Origin of the sequence: Brevibacterium pigmentatum (assembly GCF_011617465.1) — a bacterium.
GTDB classification, from domain to species: domain Bacteria; phylum Actinomycetota; class Actinomycetes; order Actinomycetales; family Brevibacteriaceae; genus Brevibacterium; species Brevibacterium pigmentatum.
Map to the genome: position 1 here is coordinate 2,777,590 of NZ_CP050153.1, position 15,329 is coordinate 2,792,918.

The window sequence follows — 15,329 nt, forward strand, 5'->3', positions numbered from 1 at the left end:
ACGTTGAGCATTTGCGGAATCGATTCCCGGTTATCCACAGATTTGGGAATACACTAGATTCTTCATTCGACTACAGCTAGGTTAAACAGCAAATCACGCTGTCAATTGAATGATCGGGCAAGGGTTCAGAGTGGAAGCCACCGAAGTCATCACCAGCGAGGTTCACAAACGGATCAGAGATCTCGATGTGGATCCCCGCGCCGATATTCAGCGCTCTCGCGAGCTCATTCGCACCGTCATCGCCGAATACGATGAGCGCAGCCTCGTCGCCGACCTTCCTCTTCTCGAAGACAAAGAGGCGACGTTCCGCCATATCGACAATCAACTCTCGGGCTTCGGTGCTCTGCAGGACTATTTCGATGACCCGCATGTCGAAGAGATCTGGGTGAACTCCCCGAGCGAGGTCTTCATCGCCGTCGATGGAATCCACCAGCTGACGACGACGAAGTTGAGCTCCGGCGAACTCGATGACCTCATCGAGCGGATGCTTCGGACCTCGGGCCGCCGCGTCGATCTTTCGCAACCATTTGTCGACGCCATCCTGCCCGACGGGTCCCGCCTGCATGTCGTGCTGCCCGATATCACTCGCGCCCATCCGGCCGTGAATATCCGCAAGTTCATCGCCCGGCCGCGCAATCTCGCCAGCCTGGTCTCCTCCGGGTCTCTGACTCCCGCGGCCGCCGAGTTCCTTGACGCAGCCGTGGCGTGCGGGGCCAATATCCTCGTGTCCGGGGCCACTCAGGCGGGCAAGACGACCATGCTCAACGCCTTGGCCGGGTCGATTCCGGCCCGCGAACGCACGATCTCCTGCGAAGAGGTCTTCGAACTCAATCTGCCCAGCCGCGACTGGGTTCCCATGCAATGCCGCCAGCCGTCGCTGGAAGGAACCGGCGAAGTCACCCTCCGCGCTCTCGTCAAAGAGGCGCTGCGGATGCGGCCGACGCGAATCATCGTCGGCGAGGTCAGAGAGGCCGAAAGCCTTGATCTCCTGGTCGCACTGAATTCGGGGTTACCCGGGATGGGCACCATCCACGCGAATTCCGCCCGCGCGGCGATCACGAAGATCTGCACTCTGCCCCTTCTTGCCGGGGCGAACATCTCCTCGGCGTTCGTCGTGCCCACCGTCGCCGTCAGCCTCGACGTCGTCGTCCATCTGCGGCGGGACCCGTCCGGGGCGCGCCGAGTCGATGAGATCTGCGCGGTGCCCGGAGGGGTCGAAGGCGACGTCGTCGAACTCGATACGATCTTCCATTCGCCACGCGGACAGCTCATCCGCGGCCAGGGGTTCGGCCACCTCGGCGAGCGTTTTGCGGCCATCGGCCGCGATCTTCACACCGTTCTGGAGGCGGCGTGAGCTATTCGCAGTCCGCTCTGCTCATCGGCGCCTGCCTCGGGGCGGGACTCTTCCTCATCTGGATGTCGCTGTGGCAGCGACCGCCGGGCAAACGGACGCAGTCGCGGTGGGTGCGCGAACTCGATGACATGCTCACCGGGGCCGGATTTCCCAGGCTGCGTCCGGCGCATCTGCTGCTCATCTCGGTCGCGGCGTTCTGTGTGGTTGCGGTTGTCTCGACGGTGCTCACCGGTTCGTGGGCGATCGCGCTGTGCTTCGGTCTCTTCGCGTCCTGGCTGCCGCACCGTGCGCTGCAGCATCGGGCGCGCAGCAGGCAGGTGATGCGGCGCGAGCTGTGGCCCGAGACGCTCGACCATCTCAATTCCGGAGTCCGTGCGGGGCTGTCCCTGCCCGAGGCTTTGAGTTCTCTGGCCCATCGCGGACCCGAACCGCTGCGACCACTGTTCGAAGTCTTCGCCGAGGAATATCGGGCCAGCGGCTCGTTCGCCTTGGCACTGGAGCGGTTCCGGCAAGTCAGCGCCGACCCGGTGGCCGACCGCATCGTCGTCGCGCTCAGCGTCACTCGGCAGGTCGGCGGCAGCGATCTGGGCACCATGTTGCGGACCCTGGCACAGTTCGTCCGTGATGATGCCCGCACCCGCAATGAGCTCTCCGCCCGTCAGCAGTGGACGGTCAACGGCGCCCGATTGGCCGTCGCCGCACCGTGGGTGGTGCTCGCGTTCCTGTCGACCCGACCCGAAACGGCGGCGGCGTACAACTCGCGAACCGGGCTGCTCCTCCTGGCTGCGGGCTTCGTCGTCTCTCTGCTGGCCTATCAGGCGATGAAGCGCATCGGTCGGCTCCCGGCCGAACCCCGGGTCATCGAGGGTTCCTCGCTCAGCGCCGCCCACCGACGCTTTGCAGGCAGCGCTGGAAGGAGCAGCGGATTCACCTCCGACGGCGATGACGCTGCGGATGGGCGGGCGGCATGAACCTCCTCGGCGAGCCTTGGTCGATACTGGCCCTCGGACTCTTCAACGGCTTCGCTCTGTGCGTCTTCGTGCTCTCCCTCCCACCGCTGCGCAAACCGACGCTGTCGTCGCGGATCGCGCCCTATCTGCGGGATCAGGAATCCTTGGTCGACATCTACGCCCCGCCGACCCCGCGCACCGAGGGATTCTGGGGACTGGTGAAGTCCTGGCTGGTCAGCTCGACCCTGTGGGTGACGTCGCGCATCACCACGGATGCGACTCTGCGGCTGCGCATCGACCGCCTCGGCGGCAATGCCACGATCGAACGGTTCCGCATCAACCAGGTGCTGAGCATCCTCGTCGGGATGATCGTCGCCGGTGGTCTGGCCGGTGCCCTGTCGGCACAGCGCGGTTTCTCCCCCATCGTCACAATCGTCCTCGTCATCAGCGGCGGCATCGCCGGGCACGTCGTCAACGATTGGCGACTCAGTCAAGCCATCGCCCGCCACGAATCCCGTGTGCTCGCTGAGTTCCCGACCGTCGCCGAACTCCTTGCGCTGTCCATCACCGCCGGTGAGGGGATCGTGGAAGCTCTCGAACGAGTGTGCCGGACCTGCTCCGGCGATCTCATCGACGAACTCCGCGCGGCCCTGGCCGCCACTCGCACCGGCACGCCGTTGGTCGACGCGCTCGATGCGATGGCCACTCGCATCGCCATCCCCGAGATCGTCCAGTTCGTCGACGGCCTCGCAGTGTCGATGACCCGCGGCACCCCGCTGGCCGAAGTGCTCCGTTCCCAAGCCGCTGACGTGCGTGAACAGTCCCGACGGCGCCTCCTCGAACTGTCCGGTCGCAAAGAGATTGGGATGCTCATCCCGGTGGTCGTCTTCGTGCTTCCCGTCACCGTCATCTTCGCCGTCTTCCCGTCGCTGACCGTCCTCGACCTCAGTCCGTAACGACCAATCCCACGCCCACGACCATCTCCCGCATCAACGACCACGCGGATCGATACCTCGACCTCGCCGAAGAAGGAGACACGATGTTCCGCCAGTTCACCTACCGCCTCGTCCCGCTCATGCTCGGGCTCATCCCCGGTCCTCCTCCGCGAGGAGGAACCACTATCGCCGAGGCGGCCGACCACGGCATCGACCCGAACCTCACCGAGGAAGTCGACCGGCCCGATCGCGGAGACGTTCCCGGCTGGGTCCTCATCACCCTGATGACCGCGGGACTGGTGGTTGCACTGTGGGCGCTGGCCGGCGAGGCCTTCACCTCGATGTTCCAGGACGCGATGAACAAGGTCCGCGGGGCCGGGTGACCGCACGGTGCGCAGAGACGACGACACGGAACGGGGAGACCGACTGGGGGCCGCCTCGGTGAGCGCGGCAGGCGAGCGCAGCGATGCTGGATCCGCCGTCGCCGAGTTCGCTCTCATCGCCTCATTGCTGGCTCTCATCCTGGCCGGAGCTCTGCAGATCGGTCTCGTCATCCATGTCCGCAACACCGTCATCGATTCCGCCATCGCCGGAGCAAGACAGGCGAGCCTGGCCGATCAGACTCCACGAGACGGGCAGAAGCTCACCCGCGACCTCATCCGAGTGTCCGTGGGCGAGCGCTATGCCCAGAAGGTCACCGTCTCGACGTCAAAGCACGGTGCCGTCGAGATCGTCGAAGTTCAGGTGACGACTCCGCTTCCGGTCCTCGGGCTGTGGGGACCGGCCGAGGTCTGGGAGCTGCGCGGACGATCCATCGTCGAGGACATCGACCGTGACTGAGGCAGAGCTCGGTCAAGGCGTCACCTCCGACGTCGCCGAGTCCAGAGGCGCCGATGAGGGAACGGCGGTCATCGAGTTCATATTCGCCTCCGTCGTCCTGCTCATTCCGGTCATCTACCTCATGCTCACTCTCTCCCAACTGCAGGCGGCCAGCTATGCGACCACCTCGGCGGCCATGTCGGCCTCACGCATCGCCGCTCGCGACGCGAACCCCTCGGAGGCCCGCGCCCACGCCGTTGCCGAGATGCATTTCGCTGACTTCGGACTGCGGGATGCACCGACCTCCATCACCTACTCGTGCTCCGGACCCTGTGGACAGGCCGGATCTCTCGTCACCGCACGTGTCGAGACGAAGGTGTCACTGCCCGGGTTCCCACTCCTCTTCGGCTCCGACCGGTCACCGCATATCACTCTGCGCGCGAACCACACCGACGTCGTCGCCACAGGACGTCAGTGACATGCCGACCACGAGTGAGCAAATTCCGGAGCGGCGCCGAGAAGCGCAGATCGATCATGAATCGGATGCCGGGTCCATCACACCGTTGGCCATCGGATTCGTCGTCATCGCCTTGCTGCTGGCCTTCCTCATCGCTGCCCTGACCGATCTGCACATGGCGCGCCGCGAACTGCAGGGGCTGGCGGATTCCGCGGCGCTTGCGGCATCGGACTCGTTCGAACCGGCTCCCGGCGACGATCCCGGCCTCGTGTTCTCACCTCCCGCGGCCAAACGGGCCGCCGGACGGTACCTCGAAGCGGTGCCGACCCCGAAGGACATGGGAGAACTGCGGTTGAGCGCCGATGCCGATGGGACACATTCGGTGCGCATCCGCATCGAGGCCCGCTACTCTCCGGCGCTGCTCTCACCGTTCGTACCCGGCCTCATCGACCTCCAGGCCACCGCTTATGCCCGGGGCGCCCTGCGTCTCGACTGATCGGTGCGCGTCGTCCACTCCGACGCCGATGCCTGTGGGAACTGGCCCCACTCACGCATCCTGAGGGTGTGGACGTCCATGTCGCTTCCACAGGGCGTTTTGTCCCTCTTGCCCGACCCATATGCTCCCGGTGAATCTATAGGCATGAGAACCCTGGGACTCATCCACCGCCTCGAGACGAACGGAGCCGTCACGAGCATCAGCGTCGAAGCCGATTCCGCCCAGCCTGCCTTCGACGTCTTCCGGTCTGCCTTCGGACCGGAACTGACTCCTGAGGACCTCCTCGCCGGCAACCGGCTCGAGAACCACAGGCTCGATTCGATCAGCTGGGGTCACTGGCAGAGACTCAATCCCATCACCGTCGTCGGTGCGGATTCTCTGCGCACCACCGACGACTGCGCCGGCTCCGCATCGACGACCGTATCCGTCACGGCAGGGCCCGACTCCGGCTTCATCCTGACACTCGACCCACGGCGAGCCTTTCTCTCTCGCTTGCCCCATTCCGATTGCCTGACACTCGTCGACCCCTGCATCTCCCGCACCCCGCAACCGCTGCAGCTCGATGCCACGAGTGACCAGCCCGCCATTCATGTGGGTGCGACCGTGCTCGCACCGGGCACAGCCGACAGTTCGTCGGCCGACCCTTCGTACTCGGCTTCCCGTTCGGCTCCGCCGATACGGTCCCCGCCGCTGCACCGCAGCGACGACATCCATATCGCGCCGAAGACGATCGACGATCCTCGACCGGCCAGGCCTCCGCAGTGGTGGACGTTCCTCATCCCCGTCGGCATCGGCGTCGTGCTTGCCGTGGTCACCGGAATGTGGTGGTTCCTGCTCTTCAGCGTCTCGGCCCCGCTCTCCGGATGGGTCGCCTACCTGGTGGAGAAGAAGCGCTTCACCCGCGACAGTGCACGATGCCTGCTCGACCGCGACGAGGCATTGGCCGAGGCCCGCGCCAGGCTGCGTCGCCTCGAGGCCACGCACCGACACCTGCTCTTCTCCTCCCCCGGTCTGTGCCTGGGTTTCGGGGCAGTCTTCAGCGACCTCACCGTCGACGAAAGCCTGCAGGACGAAACTGACCACGTCGACGGTCGAGTCGTCTGCACCGATATGCCAGTTCGCATCGATCCGCGCACGACGACGGTCACCGTCAGCGGAACCCCCGCAGTCCTGCGCACCATGGCTTTCGCGTGGCTGGCCGACCGACGATTCAGGTGGCGGCCCGACCCCGAGCTCGCGCGTCTGCCGGAGCTTGCAGGCACCGAATTCTCCGCCGACCGTTCCGCACACCTGACCCGGTCCGACGGCCGACCCGCGGACACCGCCGATGACCCCATCGCGATCACCCTCGACGAGGCGGCCCACCCTGCCGTGCTCACGCTCACCGCCCCGCATGCCGGTTCTGCGGTGTCGATGACGGTGGGAACTCTCGCGCAGGCGCGCACCACGTCCTCGACCGCACCCGGCGGCCCGGTGCCCGGCCGGACGCTCATCGCCACCCTCATGCCGGCTGCTCGATTCGTCACTCTGCACTGTGGTCACTCGGCGCAGACCGAGCCCCGAGCCTGGCCCGATCACGGGCTTGGCGAACTCTGCGACGATGCGCCCGAGGCCATCCGGTCGCGGTGGCGGCGCCCCGCCTCGGGGCCGGTGCCGATCGGTCGCGGAGCCGACGGTGACGTCGGAATCGATCTGTTCTCCGACGGTCCCCACGCTCTCGTCGCCGGCACCACGGGCAGCGGAAAATCCCTGCTCCTCCAGACCTGGCTGCTGTCGATGGCCTTGGCACAGCCGCCTCGGCGACTGCGTTTCGTCCTCATCGATTTCAAGGGCGGGGCTACGTTCTCCCCTCTGCAGGGGCTGCCGCACACCGACAGCGTGCTCGACGATTTCGACTCCGGACTTGCCTTTCGCGCCCTCGTCTCGGTGCGCGCTGAGATCACCCGCCGTGAACGACTGCTGGCCGACCACGGATGCGCCGATGTCGCCGACCTCGCCGCCCCTCCCCCGCGACTCGTCGTCGTCATCGACGAGTTCCACGCGCTCATGGCCACTCACCCTCGCGCCGCCGATCTGCTCGAACACCTCACCGCGCTGGGACGATCCCTCGGCGTTCACCTCATTCTCGCCACTCAGCGCCCCATGGGCGTTGTGACCGGGCAGATGAAGGCGAACATCAACATCCGTGTGTGCCTGCGAGTGCGTGACGAGACCGATTCCTTCGACGTCATCGGCACCGAGGCGGGAGCACTCCTGCCTGCGGACAAGCCCGGCGCCGCCTGCCTGGACTCCGGAATCAGCGTCACCCAGTTCCGCGTGGCGGTGCCCTTCGGACATGGCCCCCACGCCGAGGCGGCCATCCGGCCTCGCGTTCGTCCGTGGGGCCGGGGACCGGTTCCGTCGCTGGCCAGCGGAGTGCACGGTGTCAGTGTCGACAACATCGTCGCCGCCACGCGGGACAATGCTGGGCCCGGGAACGATGCAGCGGCCGGAGCCGACGAGATGCCTGAGAAGTCGTCGCGTCAAGGGCAGGAGCGACAGATCGTGCTGCCGCCCCTGCCGACTCCGGAGGACATGGCGGCCTGGGCAGTTGGAGGGCCGACCCGGGACGCCGAGGGGACGGTAGAGGCAGACACAGGACTCGGCACAGTGATCACGGGGATCATCGATGTCCCCAGTGAACAGCGGCAGTTGAAGTGGACATTCGATCCGCATGTGGACAGTTCCACGGTCCTGACGGGCGGCAGCCCCGAAACCGTGGAATCCGTGCTCGTGAATATGGCTCGCGCAGCGGCGCCGACCCGGCGGATCATCGCGATCGGCAGGATCGCCTCGGCCCTCGACTGGGCCGACATCGGCTGCGGAACGAACACGGGCTGGCAGATCCAGGCGGTTCTCGACCATCTCTCTGCCAACGGGAGCCCGGGCAGGATCGCCCCGGACGGTGACGGCACCGCGACCGCAGCAGGAGCGACGACGAGCCGACACGCGCCGAGTCTGCTCGTCTGCAGCAATTGGGCGGAATTCGTCGACTCGCTCGACCACTTTTGGGCGGAGCGCGCTGATCGCCTCCTTGGGTTTGGCGCCGGATCGGATCTCAAGCTCCTGCTCGCCGGGTGTCGGAACGTGACGAGCAGAAGTTCTCGGTTCGCCACTCAGATCAATTTCCCGCCCGAGGCAGGAGACGACGGAACGAGCGTCGGACTCAGCCGACAGCGGTTCGCCGGCAGATGGCCGGATCTTCGCGCCGTCATCCGCGGTCCCCGAGTGCAGTCTGCGGGTGGAGACGGTGCCGATGTGCAATTCGTGCCCAGTGACGCGGCACCACATGACTCGTCCATTTTGGGAGAGGACACGAACATCCTCGGCGCATATTCTGGCGAACCGGAGTCCCGCGAGGAATTCGCTCCGCGGTGGCGTGGTCTTGACCGACCGGCAAGCGAGAGCGAAGAATCTTTCGGCAGCATGGCGGTGCCCGGAGTCATCCCCATCGGCATCGACGTCTTCGGCGACGTCGTCGTGTGGGATCCCCTGCGGCAGGGTTCGGTTCTCACTGTTCGCGGTTCCCCGCAGAGCGGCAAGACCGGATTCGCGACCTTGGTACACCGCCTCGGCGGGGTTTCTGTCCACGACGATGCCCACATCGAGTCGGACCCGGTCGACTGGGATCTGTTCGACGGACGCTTCCATGTGCTCACCGTGCCGACACGGTTCACTCCTGGCTATGGTTCCCCTCTGTCCAAGGCGCAGAACCTCGGGCCGCTGCTCGTGCTCGGTGTGCACACCAAGCAGGATCTCACCGGGCTCGGGGTGCTGCGGCACGCCTCGCTCGACGGGCAGGCGGGGACGGGCTGGTTCGTCACCGAAGAACAGACGCGTCCAGTTCGCCTCTTCAGCCCCACAGTCGTCGAGCCTGATTCAGCTCACGTCGGCAGGGGGTCCTGAGAGAGTCTCGTAACGGTAGAGTTCGGTCGCTGTTCCCGCCTCGAGCAGGCGGTCGGCCAGCGCCGAGACCACGGGCATTCCGCTCGTGACTTCGATGACGACATCGGCGTCGACCGACAGCCGCGCCAGCAGGAGTTCGGCGTCGGCGACAGCCGCGGCGAAGTCCTCGCCGCCTGTCTCGGCGGCATCGTCACGGGTTTCGAACATGGATCCGAGGATGAGCTCGGTCGGCGGTTCCTCAACGACCTGATCGACGACAGCGGTCCCGTCCCCGGCACCGGTTCCGGCACCCGGTTCACCGGCCGAGGGCAGAACGCCGGCGGACTCATCGGCTTCACGCGCATAGGACACGGCGAAGGCGCTGAGCCCGCCCGCCTCGGCGGTCCCGGCGGCACCATTCAGCAGCGCGGCACCATGGGCTCCGGCCGCCTCGGAGAGGAATGCGTTGTTCACCTGTCCGATGGTCAGCGGTCCGACAGCGTCATCTCGGTTGACGGCGGTGTACCACGCGAGGAAAGCTTTCGTCAGCTTCACCGACCCCGTCGCGACGATCTCGAGGTCCTCGGCCCGACCACCGCCGGCCGGGGGCAGAGCACCGGCGGGCACCTTGATCACGCGGGTCGTCGTCAGCGGGGTGAAGCCGAGCGCCTGAGCGAAGCCTTCGCCCGCACTTCCGGCCTGCACACGGGCGCGCAGATCGAGGCCTTCGAGCGCGGTTCCGCGCGTCTCCGCACACACCGCTTCGAAGAGTTCACGCCCCTGACCATGCCCTTGCTCCTCGGCGGCGACCTCGACGTGGACCCACGCCCGGTAGGGGTGAAGCGGGGATTCAGCGATCGCGGCGGCTCCGACGGGAACGTCGGGAACCACCTCGGCGATGACGGAGCGGATCAGCGGCGAATCCGAGGACGGACGGAACAGGGACCTCGCCATATGACCGGCCGGGGTGGTCGCGTCGGCGAACACCTCATTCAGGCGCAGATCGTCACCGTCGTTCAGCTCTCGAATCGGCATGTGCTCGCTCCTTGGGCGGTGGGGAACTTGATAATCTTGGCGTCATGACTGACTTAAGCGATCCTACCGCCGCCGCGCACGCCGCGGCCACGACCATCAACGCGAACGCGGGCATCGAATCGCATGACATCGCACTCGTCCTCGGTTCCGGTTGGGGTGGGGCGGCAGACCTCCTCGGCGAGACCGTTGCCGAGATCTCCGCTGGGGAGGTCCCCGGATTCCACGCCCCCGCCGTCGAGGGCCACGGTGCGACGTTGCGCACGGTGCGCATCGAAGCCAGCGGCAAACATGCGCTCGTCCTCGGATCGCGCACCCACTACTACGAGGGCAAGGGCGTCCGGTCGGTCGCCCACGGTGTGCGCACCGCCGCTGCGGCCGGCTGTTCCTCACTGGTGCTGACGAACGGGTGCGGCGGGCTCAACCGCAATTGGGGGCCCGGCACTCCGGTGCTCATCTCCGATCACATCAATCTCACCGGCACCTCTCCGATCGAGGGCGCGAACTTCGTCGATCTCACCGATCTGTACTCCCCGCGCATGCGCGCCATCGCCAAGGAGATCGATCCGACCCTCGACGAAGGCGTGTACGCACAGTTCCGCGGACCTCATTACGAAACCCCCGCCGAGGTGCGCATGGCAGGGATCCTCGGAGCTGACCTGGTGGGTATGTCGACGTCGTTGGAGGCCATCGCCGCACGTCAGGCCGGGCTCGAGCTCATGGGCATCTCGCTGGTAACGAACCTCGCCGCCGGCATCCAGGAGACCCCGCTCTCCCATGCCGAGGTCATCGAGGCCGGAGCCGCGGCCGCCCCGCGCATCTCCCGACTGCTCGCCGACATCGTCGCGAAGCTCTGAGACGCAGTGCTACCAGCACTCCCCTGACTCATCCCTCTTCACCGCAGACCCGCAAAGGACGGAACATGACCCGCGTAGCCGACAGGTTCACGAATGGATTCGACGCCGAGGTGGTCCGCGCCTGGATCGCCGATGACCCCGACCAGCAGACGGCGACGACCCTGGAGCACATTCTCGCCGAGGCCGAGAGCGGGGATGCTGCCGCAATCGCCGATCTCGAGGACCGGTTCTCCGGCCCCCTCGTCTTCGGCACCGCCGGACTGCGCGGTGAGATCGCAGCCGGTCCGAATCGAATGAACCGGGCCGTCGTCATCCGGGCAGCCGCCGGTTTGGCCGCATTCCTCGCCGACACCGTCGGTGAGGGATTCCGAGTCGTCATCGGCTGCGACGCTCGATACAAGTCCGCGGAATTCGCCGCGGACACCGCCGCCGTCGTCACAGCTGCCGGCGGAGTCGCGATCCAATTGCCCGAGCGGCTGCCGACCCCGATCCTGGCCTTCGCGCTGTCGCATCTCGAAGCCGACGCCGGTGTCATGGTCACGGCCAGCCACAACCCTCCGGCCGACAACGGGTACAAGGTCTACCTGGGCAAACGTCCCCTGCAGACGCTCGGGTCTGAGGCTGATGCTCTCGCAGGTGCTGGCGCCCAGATCGTCAGCCCGGCCGATGCACAGATTGCAGAGAAGATCGCGGCCGTCGATTCTGTGACGTCTGTGCCGCGTGCCGAGTCCGGGTGGGAGCACCTCGATGAGTCGATCGTCGAGAACTACCTGTCTCGCATCGACGATCTGGGTGTGCGGGCGGAGGCAGATCTGTCGATTGTGCTCACCTCCCTGCACGGGGTCGGAGCCGGAGTCGCCGAAGCTGCCCTGACCCGCACCGGGTTCACGAACCTCCACCCGGTGGCCTCTCAGCAGGCCCCGGATCCGGACTTCCCGACGGTATCGTTCCCGAACCCCGAGGAAGCCGGGGCCCTCGATGAGTCCTATGCGCTGGCTCGGGAGATCGGTGCCGAACTCATCATCGCCAACGATCCGGATGCGGACCGGTTCTCCGCTGCCATTCCGGATGCGGCGTCGGCCGTCGGGTACCGGCAGCTGACCGGCGACGAGGTGGGACTCCTCCTCGGTGAGGATGCCGGGACCCGACTCGCTGCGGGAACGCATCATGCTATGGGAGCGGAGGCTCCGGTCTTCGCGAATTCGATCGTGTCCTCCCGCAGTTTGGCGGCAGCGGCTGCCAGCCACGGCTTCACCGGGGTGAACACGCTCACCGGATTCAAGTGGATCTCCCGCGTGGCCGGACTCGTCTTCGGCTACGAAGAAGCACTCGGGTACTGCGTCGACCCGGCTGCGGTGCGCGACAAGGACGGGATTTCAGCGGCCGTGACGTTCGCCTCTCTGGCGTCCCGGCTGAAGTCGGAGGGGTCAAGCATCGAGGCCGAGCTCGATCGGATCCGCAACCGCGACGGCTACTTCGCCACCGCTCCTCTGAGTTTCCGCCTCGACGATGTCTCTCTCATCGCCACGGCGATGGCGAAGCTGCGCGAGAATCCTCCGGCGACGCTGGCCGGTTCCCCCGTCGCCGAGGTCCGCGACCTCTCCGCCGGGTACGAAGGTCTGCCGCCGACCGACGGGATTCTGCTGCTCTCCGAGTCGAACTCGCGGGTCATCGTGCGTCCTTCGGGCACCGAGCCGAAGCTCAAGTGCTATCTCGAAGTCGTCGCCGATCCCTCGGAACTCCAGGCTGCGGCCGATGCCGATGCCCGTGCGGCCGCCAGCGCAGGAGTGCGACTGTCGGCCACCTCGGCGAGTGCATCCCTCAAACCGGCCCTGACGGAGCGCTTGAACTCGATCAGCACCGAGCTGAAAACCTTCTTCGCCCTCTAATTACTACGTGACGGCGGCCCAGCAACCTCGCGCGAGGTTGCTGGGCCGCCGTCAGGTAGTAATTAGAGGGATTCTAGGATCGAACGGCTGCCGGAGAGGCCCAAGCGGCTGGCGCCGACGGCGATCATCTCTTCGGCGGCCTCGGCGGTGCGGATTCCGCCGGAGGCCTTGACGCCGAGGCGATCGCCCACGGTCTCGCGCATGAGCGACACGGCATGCGCGCTGGCACCGCCGGCCGGATGGAAACCGGTCGAGGTCTTGACGAACCCGGCACCGGCGGCCTCGGAGCGACGGCAGGCCTCGACGATCTGCTCATCGGTCAGCGCCGCCGATTCGATGATCACCTTGACGACGGCATCCCCGCTGGCCTCGACGACACCGCGGATATCGGCCTCGAGCCCGTCGAAGTCCCCGGCAACGGCCTGACCGATGTTGATGACCATGTCGACCTCGGCGGCACCGTCGGCGACGGCCTGCTTCGCCTCGGCTGCCTTGATCTCCGGCTTCACCTGACCGGAGGGGAATCCGACGACGGTGGCCACGACGAGTTCACCCGGGTCGGTGACCGGCAGCATCGACGGTGACACGCAGATCGCGAGCACGCCCAGCTCCTTCGCCTCCGCCACGAGGGCATCGACGTCGGCGGGGGTCGCTTCGGGCTTGAGCAGGGTGTGGTCGATGATGTTCGCAACATCGGTGCGGCTGGTCATGGGTTCCTCCAAGATGGTTGGTGCGGCTTCTTCAGGATAGCGAGATGCGAACTCAGGTGATCGTCTCGAAGACGATCGACTCGGGCACCGAGGCGGCATCCCCGCCGATCTCGACTGCGGAGTCCAATGCCTCGATCGCCCGTTCGAAACGCTCCGGGGTCGCCGTGTGCAGGGTCATGAGCGGCTGACCGGCCGTGACTGTGTCCCCGGGTTTGGCGTGCAGTTCGATGCCGGCGACGTCCTGGACCGGATCTTCCTTCCGTGCCCGTCCGGCGCCCAACCTCCACGAGGCGACTCCCACCGAGAGCGCATCGAGCCCGGTGAGCACCCCGGATTCGGTCGCGGTAACGACTTCGGTGTGCTCGGCCACGGGCAGAGCGGAATCGGGGTCACCGTGCTGGGCACGGATCATCTGCTTCCACTTGTCCATGGCCCGACCGTCGGTCAGTGCCGCGCGGACGTCGACATCGGTCTTGCCGGCCAGGCGCAGCATCTCCTCGGCCAGGGCGACGGTGAGCTCGACGACGTCGGCGGGTCCGCCGCCGGCCAGGACCTCGACGGACTCACGAACCTCGAGGGCATTGCCGACGGTCAGGCCCAAGGGCGTGGACATATCGGTCAGCAGCGCCGAGGTCTTCACCCCGGCGGCCTTGCCGAGCTCGACCATCGTCTGGGCTAGCGTGCGGGCCTTTGCCAGGTCCTTCATGAACGCACCGGATCCGACCTTGACGTCGAGGACGAGCCCGGAGGTGCCCTCGGCGATCTTCTTCGACATGATCGACGAGGCGATGAGCGGAATGCAGTCGACCGTCGAGGTGATGTCGCGCAGAGCGTAGAGCTTCTTGTCCGCCGGAGCCAGACCGGTTCCCGCCGCACAGATGACGGCCCCGACGTCCTCGAGCTGATCGACGATCGCCTGATTGCTCAGGCCCGCCTGCCAGCCGGGAATCGATTCGAGTTTGTCCAACGTGCCGCCGGTGTGGCCGAGGCCGCGGCCAGAGAGCTGTGGGACGGCCACGTCGAAGACCGCGACGAGCGGGGCCAGGGGCAGCGTGATCTTGTCACCGACTCCCCCGGTCGAATGCTTGTCCGAGGTCGGCCGGGACAGGGACGAGAAGTCCATGCGCTCACCGGAATCGATCATCGCCTGCGTCCAGTGCGCGATCTCCTCCGGCTCCATGTCGTTGATGAAGATCGCCATGGCCAGGGCAGCCATCTGCTCTTCGGCGACGGCGCCGCGGGTGTAGGCGTCGATCACCCAGTCGATCTGCTCCTTGCTCAGGGCACGGCCATCACGCTTGGCGGCGATGACGTCGACGGTGTCGAATGCTTCTACGCTCACGGTCTCAATCCTTCGTTGTCGTCGATCAGTGCTTGGCCTCATGGCCGCTGGGCGTCCCGGCCAGGTGGTCGGGTCCGAAAGCCTCGGGCAGGACCACGGACATCGGGGCGCGTCCGCTGGGCATGTTGAGGACGAGGTCACTGCCGCCGTGCTCGAACAGCAGCTGCCGGCACCGCCCGCAGGGAACGAGGGTGTTGCCCTCCCCGTCCACACAGTCGAAGGCGACGAGGCGGCCCCCGCCGGTCATGAACAGCTCGGAGAGGAGCGAGCATTCCGCACACAGGGTCACACCGAATGAGGCGTTCTCGATATTGCATCCGCCGACGATGCGGCCGTCGTCGACGAGGCCGGCCGCCCCTACCGGGTAGTTCGAGTACGGCACATAGGCCTTCGTCATCGCCCGCTTCGCTTCGGCACGCAGCAGCTCCCAGGTGCCTTCGCTGAGATCCTCGGGGCAGACGGGGGTGGGTTCCTCGCTCCAGACCGGGTCGGTTGACTCGGGTGCGGAAGCGCGGGGTTCGGGGACAGTCATGGGGATACTTCTTCCTTCAGGTTGCGGCTGTG

14 protein-coding genes are annotated in these 15,329 nt (G+C 66.5%); 10 read left to right on the forward strand and 4 right to left on the reverse strand.

Going from position 1 to position 15,329, the window contains the following annotated elements; genetic code table 11:
• The first annotated feature begins 130 nt into the window (after positions 1-130).
• From GUY30_RS12660 to GUY30_RS12695, 8 genes are all read left to right on the forward strand, one after another.
• Entirely contained in the window at positions 131-1,354 is a 1,224-nt protein-coding gene (locus GUY30_RS12660; protein ID WP_167198142.1) for a TadA family conjugal transfer-associated ATPase, read from the forward strand.
• On the forward strand, positions 1,351-2,325 hold the full coding sequence (locus tag GUY30_RS12665; RefSeq protein ID WP_167198145.1) for a type II secretion system F family protein: 975 nt from the start codon (positions 1,351-1,353) through the stop codon (positions 2,323-2,325). Before GUY30_RS12660 ends, GUY30_RS12665 begins: the two co-directional genes overlap by 4 nt.
• The gene (locus GUY30_RS12670; RefSeq protein WP_167198149.1) at positions 2,322-3,260 is read left to right on the forward strand and encodes a type II secretion system F family protein; all 939 of its coding nucleotides are present in this window, start codon (positions 2,322-2,324) and stop codon (positions 3,258-3,260) included. Before GUY30_RS12665 ends, GUY30_RS12670 begins: the two co-directional genes overlap by 4 nt.
• Before the next feature lie 83 nt (positions 3,261-3,343).
• The gene (locus GUY30_RS12675) at positions 3,344-3,622 is read left to right on the forward strand and encodes a hypothetical protein (RefSeq protein ID WP_228281922.1); all 279 of its coding nucleotides are present in this window, start codon (positions 3,344-3,346) and stop codon (positions 3,620-3,622) included.
• A gap of 7 nt (positions 3,623-3,629) precedes the next feature.
• Positions 3,630-4,079: a TadE/TadG family type IV pilus assembly protein gene (locus GUY30_RS12680; RefSeq protein WP_228281316.1), complete on the forward strand. Its 450-nt coding sequence runs from the start codon at positions 3,630-3,632 to the stop codon at positions 4,077-4,079.
• The gene (locus GUY30_RS12685; protein ID WP_167198152.1) at positions 4,072-4,536 is read left to right on the forward strand and encodes a hypothetical protein; all 465 of its coding nucleotides are present in this window, start codon (positions 4,072-4,074) and stop codon (positions 4,534-4,536) included. Before GUY30_RS12680 ends, GUY30_RS12685 begins: the two co-directional genes overlap by 8 nt.
• 1 nt (position 4,537) lies before the next feature.
• The gene (locus tag GUY30_RS12690) at positions 4,538-5,011 is read left to right on the forward strand and encodes a pilus assembly protein TadG-related protein (protein ID WP_167198155.1); all 474 of its coding nucleotides are present in this window, start codon (positions 4,538-4,540) and stop codon (positions 5,009-5,011) included.
• Positions 5,012-5,155: 144 nt separating this feature from the next.
• Positions 5,156-8,956, forward strand: coding sequence for an FtsK/SpoIIIE domain-containing protein (locus GUY30_RS12695; RefSeq protein WP_167198158.1), 3,801 nt, complete (start codon positions 5,156-5,158; stop codon positions 8,954-8,956).
• Here the strand turns inward: GUY30_RS12695 and GUY30_RS12700 are convergent.
• Positions 8,930-9,970, reverse strand: a complete 1,041-nt coding sequence (locus GUY30_RS12700; RefSeq protein WP_167198161.1) for a GNAT family N-acetyltransferase — start codon at positions 9,968-9,970, stop codon at positions 8,930-8,932. The two genes, GUY30_RS12695 and GUY30_RS12700, sit on opposite strands and share 27 nt — an antisense overlap.
• A 44-nt stretch (positions 9,971-10,014) precedes the next feature.
• Between GUY30_RS12700 and GUY30_RS12705 the strand changes: the two genes are divergently transcribed.
• Both GUY30_RS12705 and GUY30_RS12710 read left to right on the forward strand, forming a co-directional pair.
• Positions 10,015-10,824 carry a purine-nucleoside phosphorylase gene (locus GUY30_RS12705; protein WP_167198164.1) on the forward strand — a complete coding sequence of 270 codons (810 nt, stop codon included), beginning with the start codon at positions 10,015-10,017 and terminating at the stop codon, positions 10,822-10,824.
• A gap of 65 nt (positions 10,825-10,889) precedes the next feature.
• On the forward strand, positions 10,890-12,713 hold the full coding sequence (locus GUY30_RS12710) for a phospho-sugar mutase (protein ID WP_167198167.1): 1,824 nt from the start codon (positions 10,890-10,892) through the stop codon (positions 12,711-12,713).
• Between the two features lie 62 nt (positions 12,714-12,775).
• Here the strand turns inward: GUY30_RS12710 and deoC are convergent, their stop codons facing one another.
• From deoC to GUY30_RS12725, 3 genes are read right to left on the reverse strand one after another with little or no spacing between them, the layout of a single operon-like run.
• Positions 12,776-13,423 (reverse strand): deoxyribose-phosphate aldolase, encoded by a 648-nt coding sequence (deoC, locus tag GUY30_RS12715; RefSeq protein WP_167198171.1) that lies wholly within the window; start codon positions 13,421-13,423, stop codon positions 12,776-12,778.
• Between the two features lie 52 nt (positions 13,424-13,475).
• Positions 13,476-14,807: a thymidine phosphorylase gene (locus GUY30_RS12720; protein ID WP_167198174.1), complete on the reverse strand. Its 1,332-nt coding sequence runs from the start codon at positions 14,805-14,807 to the stop codon at positions 13,476-13,478.
• On the reverse strand, positions 14,791-15,297 hold the full coding sequence (locus tag GUY30_RS12725; RefSeq protein WP_167198177.1) for a cytidine deaminase: 507 nt from the start codon (positions 15,295-15,297) through the stop codon (positions 14,791-14,793). The genes GUY30_RS12720 and GUY30_RS12725 overlap by 17 nt, the downstream gene beginning before the upstream one ends.
• Positions 15,298-15,329: the final 32 nt, after the last annotated feature.